Source organism: Ruegeria sp. AA3 (genome assembly GCF_056542905.1).
Genome location: NZ_JBQGAQ010000001.1, coordinates 894,612 through 900,906, shown reverse-complemented (window position 1 = coordinate 900,906; position 6,295 = coordinate 894,612). Strand labels below are relative to the sequence as shown.

At 57.1% G+C, this 6,295-nt stretch carries 5 protein-coding genes; 3 read left to right on the top strand and 2 right to left on the bottom strand.

The genetic code is table 11. The features are described from left to right. Window positions 1-25 precede the first annotated feature (25 nt). Both ACR0JR_RS04505 and ACR0JR_RS04500 read right to left on the bottom strand, forming a co-directional pair. Window positions 26-1,285, bottom strand: coding sequence for a DEAD/DEAH box helicase (locus tag ACR0JR_RS04505; protein ID WP_480455168.1), 1,260 nt, complete (start codon window positions 1,283-1,285; stop codon window positions 26-28). A 287-nt stretch (window positions 1,286-1,572) separates the two neighbouring features. After that, a complete protein-coding gene (locus tag ACR0JR_RS04500; RefSeq protein WP_480455167.1) occupies window positions 1,573-3,330 on the bottom strand; it encodes an adenylate/guanylate cyclase domain-containing protein in 1,758 nt (585 codons plus the stop codon). Window positions 3,331-3,644: 314 nt separating this feature from the next. On the opposite strand from ACR0JR_RS04500, the gene ACR0JR_RS04495 reads away from it, so the two are divergent. From ACR0JR_RS04495 to ACR0JR_RS04485, 3 genes are all read left to right on the top strand, one after another. Further along, window positions 3,645-3,989, top strand: a complete 345-nt coding sequence (locus ACR0JR_RS04495; RefSeq protein ID WP_170779893.1) for a hypothetical protein — start codon at window positions 3,645-3,647, stop codon at window positions 3,987-3,989. After that, window positions 3,898-5,268, top strand: a complete 1,371-nt coding sequence (locus ACR0JR_RS04490) for a DNA-packaging protein (RefSeq protein ID WP_480455166.1) — start codon at window positions 3,898-3,900, stop codon at window positions 5,266-5,268. Before ACR0JR_RS04495 ends, ACR0JR_RS04490 begins: the two co-directional genes overlap by 92 nt. Before the next feature lie 142 nt (window positions 5,269-5,410). Next, window positions 5,411-6,265 carry a Hint domain-containing protein gene (locus tag ACR0JR_RS04485; protein ID WP_480455165.1) on the top strand — a complete coding sequence of 285 codons (855 nt, stop codon included), beginning with the start codon at window positions 5,411-5,413 and terminating at the stop codon, window positions 6,263-6,265. The last annotated feature ends 30 nt before the right edge of the window (window positions 6,266-6,295 follow it).

The following is a 6,295-nucleotide window of genomic DNA, read 5'->3' as shown; positions in this document are numbered from 1 at the left end:
GTCATTCGACCGGGCCGTTTCTTGTTTAGGCCGCCTTGGCGCGACGTGGACGGCGGCGTTTCTGACCGCCCGGCTTCGGTGCGCCGGAGTGCTGAGGTTTCGGGCCACGACGACGATTGTTCGGACGGCGTGGGGATTTCTTGGGTGCGATTGCTTCGGGCATCTCACCGCTGGCGACCGGGATTTCGATCTTCATCAGCTTCTGAATCTGACGCAGCAGGTCGACGTCTTCCGCCGAGCAGAAGGCAATGGCCTCGCCCTCGCGTCCTGCACGGGCGGTACGACCGATGCGGTGGACATAGTTGTCGGGCACTTCGGGCAGGTCGTAGTTGATCACGTAAGCCACGCCCGGAATGTCGATGCCGCGCGCAGCGACGTCTGTCGCGACGAGAACGTTAATCTCGCCCGCGCGGAAGGCCTTGATCGCGCGATCACGCTGGCCCTGACTTTTGTTGCCGTGGATTGAGGCTGCGTTAAAACCATCGGCAACGAGGCCTTTCATCAGTTTTTCGGCCCCGTGCTTGGTGCGAGAGAAGACCAACGTTAGGGCGTCCATATCTGCCGACAGGATCTCGCGAAGTTTGGCGGGTTTTGCAGGCTTTTCAACAAAGTGGATCGACTGCGTGATCTTGTCTGCCGCTTTGCCGGGAGGCGAAACCTGCACCCGTTGCGGGTTTGTCAGATAGGCCTGGCTGAGCTCTTCCATCTGCTTCGGCATCGTTGCCGAGAACAACATGGTCTGGCGCGGCGTGCCCAGTTCCGGCGCGATGCGGCGCAGAGCGTGAATGAAGCCCATGTCGAGCATCTGATCCGCCTCGTCCAGCACCAGATGACGGACCGAACCCAGATCGACCGCGCCGCGATCCATCAGGTCAATCAGGCGACCGGGAGTGGCGACAAGAATATCGGTGCCGCGAGACAGGAACATGATTTGCTTGTTGATCGATTGGCCTCCGACCACGGTGGCAACGCGCAATTTGGTCTTTTTGGTCAGGTTGCGCAGGCTGTCGGCGATCTGATTAACCAGCTCGCGTGTGGGCGCAAGGATCAACGCCTTGGCGGTTTTTGGCGCAGGTTTACCGGGCTGAGCCAGCAGGTGGTCAATCAGCGGCAGACCGAAGGCCAGTGTTTTACCTGTACCGGTCTGCGCAAGGCCGAGGATATCGTGACCGTTCAGCGCCAGCGGGATCGCCTGGTTCTGGATTGGGGTCGGTTGAGTGAAGTTGGCGCGTTTGAGCGCATCATTCAGAGCGGGCGCGAGGCCCAGCATGTCGAAGTCAAACAAATAACTATCCTTTACAGCCCGAGGCAATGGCCATCGGGCAAGTCGTGATGGGCCGCATCCGCGACCGGCAGGGGTTGTGCGAAACCTCAGGACGCGCAGGCGTTTCCTGCAGCATCTGGTTGTCGCGTCAAGAACCCTGCGTGATGGGGAACTATGGGTGAATCGGGCGCTGTTGGGGGGCGGTGTCGCCCACATGCTCACGCGGTAGCGCTGTTTGAGGGGCACATGCGGGTTGGAAGAACGATTGTCAAGCAAACATTACGGAGATGAGACAGTAAAACACTGGTTTAACTGCGATCGATTAACCCGTGGCGCACCAGGCCAGAAAAAAGGATGTCGTCCCGTTCGTCCTCATACGGACACCATTTACTAAGGCGCGCGACACTTCCAGGTGAAAGCTGCTCGCACGTGACCAAAGCTTTTGATGCGTCGTCCACCCGGTCAAGCGCTGCAAGGCAGATCGCACGACGAAACACCATATTGGCGTCGGTCGGGCGTGTGCTGACAGCGCGATCGGCCCAGTCAAGTGCATCAAACGCTTCACCTGCCACTAGGTTGATGCGTGCGATGGACCAGAAATAAAATGCGCGGTCAGGTTCACGCGGTGAAAGAGCTAGCGCCTTTCGAATCTCTTCGGCGGCTTCCAATCCCTGTGAAGGATCGGCCAATTCCTTTCGGTTGTGATATGCGACTCTTGCGCGGGTGAAATAGGGATTCAGCCGAATTGCATGCTCAAGCTCATTAAGGCTGAGTTCTTTTTCTCCGCGCCAGACATAGGCTGTGGACATAACGTAATGGGCAAATGGTGATTTTTTAGAAAGAGACAGAGCCTTTCGCGCAGCGTCGAACCCATTTTCGAGTGCGGTGTCACGGTTCTTTGACAAGCCAAAGCCATACTCTTTTAGGTAGGCCCAACCTAGAGCCGCCCAGGCCTCGCCATAGTCCGGCTCAATATCGATGGCGGCACAAAAGTCCCTTTGCGCTTCTTTGAGGTCCTGCAGCGCCGCGTTGCGCAGATTTGCCATGCCACGCAGATAGAGTTCCCAAGCGCCCAAGTGGCGTGGTCTCTGCTGGCGCAGGCGGTCAATCTCACCCTCGACCAGTTCCACATCGAGCGCGGTGACAACGCGCAAAGTGATATCGTCTTGGATTCCGAAAAGATCCTTGAAATCACGGTCATACTTTTCGGACCAAAGTGAATGTCCAGTGTCACCCTCGATCAGCTCAACTGTAACCCGAATGCGCTTGCCAGCGCGCCGAACCGTTCCTTTGACCAAATATCGGGCGCCTAGAACGCGCGCCGCATCCTGAGGCGAAAGAGCGGGATCGATAATAAGGCTCGACGCGCTGGCGATAACAGGGAGGCGGCCCATATGTTGCAGAGCAGAGATGATGTCTTCGGCGAGACCTTCGGCAAAGAATGACTGGTCGGGATCAGGAGCGTGATCCAGAAACGCAAGGACAGCAACCGTTGGCGGGGAAAAAGATTGATTGGGCTCGGTATGCTGCAATTCACGATCCGCTGCCCAACGCCATACCGTCAGTGAGCGCGAGATATTCTTAACGGTGTGTTGCCCATCCTGATCCAGATGAGCAACAAGACCTTTCTGTAGGGCATGCGCGAATTCGGAAGAAGCCGCGATGCCACTTGGGTGTGCTAGTCCTTCGAGGCGGGCAGCGATATTGACACCATCGCCGAGGATGTCTTCACCTTCGATAATGACGTTGCCGATATGGGCGCCTATGCGCAGGAATAGTCGCCGATCTACTGGCACCGCGCGTGCTTGTTCAACGCAGGCATTTTGAATCTCGAGCGCCGAAGTCATAGCTGCATCTGCTGTACCAAATTCAGCCAGGAACCCGTCGCCCATTGTCTTGACCAATCTCCCTCCCGATGCCTCTAATGCAGGGAGGATGATCCGATTTCGTAGACTCCGCACCGCTCGCACGGTTCCCAGTTCATCCGCCTCAATTAGTTGCGAATACCCAACGACATCCATGACCAAAATGGCAGCGAAACGCTTTTGATCTAATGCGACTGTCATCGTTTCGATGCCCCATAGATGATACGCGATGCATATAGGTTACGAATTGATGCCGTTATTACCAAGTGTCATAGAGTGATCGGCCTGAGATGACGCTGGAATGGCGGACCAGTTCTTGGCTAGAGTTTAAGAAAAAGTAATATTTATAGTACGTTGGGTGTTGCGGCTGTTGCATGAAGCCTTGACTTTGCGTGCGGTTTCTCGTATAGGTTGTGTCATGCTAGAAGAAGTGGGCAACGGCCCCGGGGTGACCCGGTGGCCGTTTTTCGTTTCTCTCGTGCGGAAAAACTTACGCATGAGGTCAAGACGCAAACATGACTTTGATTACCCCGGAGAAGCGGATTTCTCAGACGGCTGACTTGTTGGTGTCGCTTGAGAGGTCCATTCGCGATCTGCGCCAGGCAGCGGAAGAACTGCGAAAACAGATCGGTGCCGGGGAGGATGCAGACCTTGCCGGAACAGGCAAGCAACTGGGTCAGCTAGAGGGGCTGATCCGCAGTTGCCAGAAAGTGGAGACAAGCTTTGTCGAACAACATCACAGACAAGCCGGAATTGCCCAAGGGGGCTATGCGCTCGACCTTGATCGGGCACGATCTGAGATCGGGTGCAGGCTGGCTCGCCTCCGCGCCTGCTGCGGTGCAGGACAGATTTCTGAGTGAGATCGGGGAGGGGGGGCTGTGTGCCCTCCCTTTTCTGTTCGAGTTCTGGGCTCTGCCGCATCAGTTGCCGCCCGAGGGCGACTGGCGGTCATGGGTGATCATGGGCGGGCGCGGGGCGGGCAAGACGCGGGCCGGGGCCGAGTGGGTTCGGTCGATGGTCGAGGGGTCATTGCCATTGGACAAGGGTGAAGCCTGTCGTGTTGCCTTGGTCGGGGAGACCTTTGATCAGGTGCGTGATGTGATGATCTTTGGCGATAGCGGGATTTTGCAATGCTCGCCTCCGGATCGGCGGCCTGTCTGGAAGGCGTCGGAACGCAAGCTGGTCTGGCCAAACGGGGCCGAGGCGCAGGCGTATTCGGCGCATGATCCTGAGCGGCTGAGGGGTCCTCAGTTCGATGCGGCCTGGGTGGACGAGCTGGCCAAATGGAAAAAGGCGGGGGAGACTTGGGATATGCTGCAATTTGCTTTGCGGTTAGGCGAGCGGCCGCGGGTCTGTGTGACCACCACGCCGCGCAATGTGACGGTTTTGAAGGAGCTTCTGGCATCGCCTTCTACGGTGCAAACCCACGCACCGACCGAGGCGAACCGAGCCAATCTGGCGGGTTCCTTTTTGGAAGAGGTACGCGCGCGCTATGCAGGCACGCGGCTGGGGCGGCAGGAGTTGGACGGGGTGTTGCTGTCGGATGCCGAGGGGGCGTTGTGGACGGGTTCGATGCTGGAGGCGGCGCGTTGTGCGCAGGTGCCCGCGTTGGATCGCATCGTGGTGGCACTGGACCCGGCGGTGACGGCGGGGTCGGATGCGGATGCCTGCGGGATCGTGGTCGTCGGCGCGCAGGTTCAGGGGCCGCCCGAGGAGTGGCGCGCCCTTGTGCTGGCCGACCGGACGGTTCAGGGCGTTGGTCCGGCGGGTTGGGCGCAGGCGGCGATTGACGCGATGGATGAGTTTGGGGCCGAACGGCTGGTGGCCGAGGTCAATCAGGGCGGGCAACTGGTGGAAGAGGTCGTGCGGCAGGTGGACCCTCTAGTGCCATATCGTGCGGTGCGGGCGTCTCGCGGCAAGTTCGCACGGGCCGAGCCTGTGGCGGCGCTGTACGAGCAGGGGCGGGTGCGCCATGTGGCCGGGCTGGACGCGCTGGAGGAGCAGATGTGCCAGATGACCGCGCGGGGGTTCGAGGGGCAGGGCTCGCCTGACCGGGTCGACGCGCTGGTCTGGGCGTTGCACGAGCTGGTTGTGGGGCCCGCGGGGGTGTATCGACGGCCTAGGGTGAGGGCATTGTAATCGCATCAGTATTCTTGCTTCCGGCAATCCGCGCTCAATGACTTAAAGTTGAAAGTGAATCAGGAGTTACATCTTTAGAAATACAGATTATTGAATACAATGGCACCGCCCGTTCTGCGATCGACGTCGAAAGGAGAATTTGGTGCCGTTCGATATATTAGCGCACACTGTTAATGAAACCGGTCAGGGAGACCTGATCGTACAGGACACCACGGTACCTGCCATTATTGATGGGTCGACCATTTCTTTCGACGGTGGTCAAACATTCCAACCATACACCTATCTTGGCCAGGGGAACTATCGTGGCACAGGTGAATCTGGCGAGTTTATTCAGGTTGGGGGGCAGGTGTATGCTTACGATACGGCAAACCCGACAGGCCCGATGCGAACAGGTAACTGGAAAATAACGGAAAACGACCTTGATCCCAGTAATCCGCCTTGTTTCGTAAGTGGCACCCTAATCCAAACACCTAAGGGCGAAGTGCCGGTTGAGTCTTTGGTACCGGGGAACAGTGTTGTAACCGCTTCCGGCAACAAAATGCCAATTCTTTGGAAAGGAAGTCGAGTAGTCACGCGATATATGTTCCATCGAAATCCATCGCTTAGGCCAGTAATCATAGAGAATGGTGCTTTAGAAAACGAGAGGGCTTTGCAGGTATCTCAGCAACATCGGTTGTTGATAAAAGGTCATCAGGCAGAACTGTTTTTTGGTGAACAAGAAGTCTTGGTTCCGGCCAAGGCGTTGATCGGATTGCCCGGAATCACTGTGGATTGTTCCGACAACGAAATCACTTACCACCACATTTTGCTGCAAGAACATCAAATGGTTCTTGCAAATGGGATTGTCGCAGAGAGCTTATTTATTGGCGATCAGCTTGGTCACAAGGACTTAGCGGAAATTAAGGCTCTTTTTCCGGAACTTATCGCGGATCTCAAGAAGGTTAAAGCGGCGAAGCCGATGTTATCCAACAACGAAGCAAAGGTTCTAGTTTGGTAAGGCCAGAGTGTCTCACCAGCAAAAGTTCTT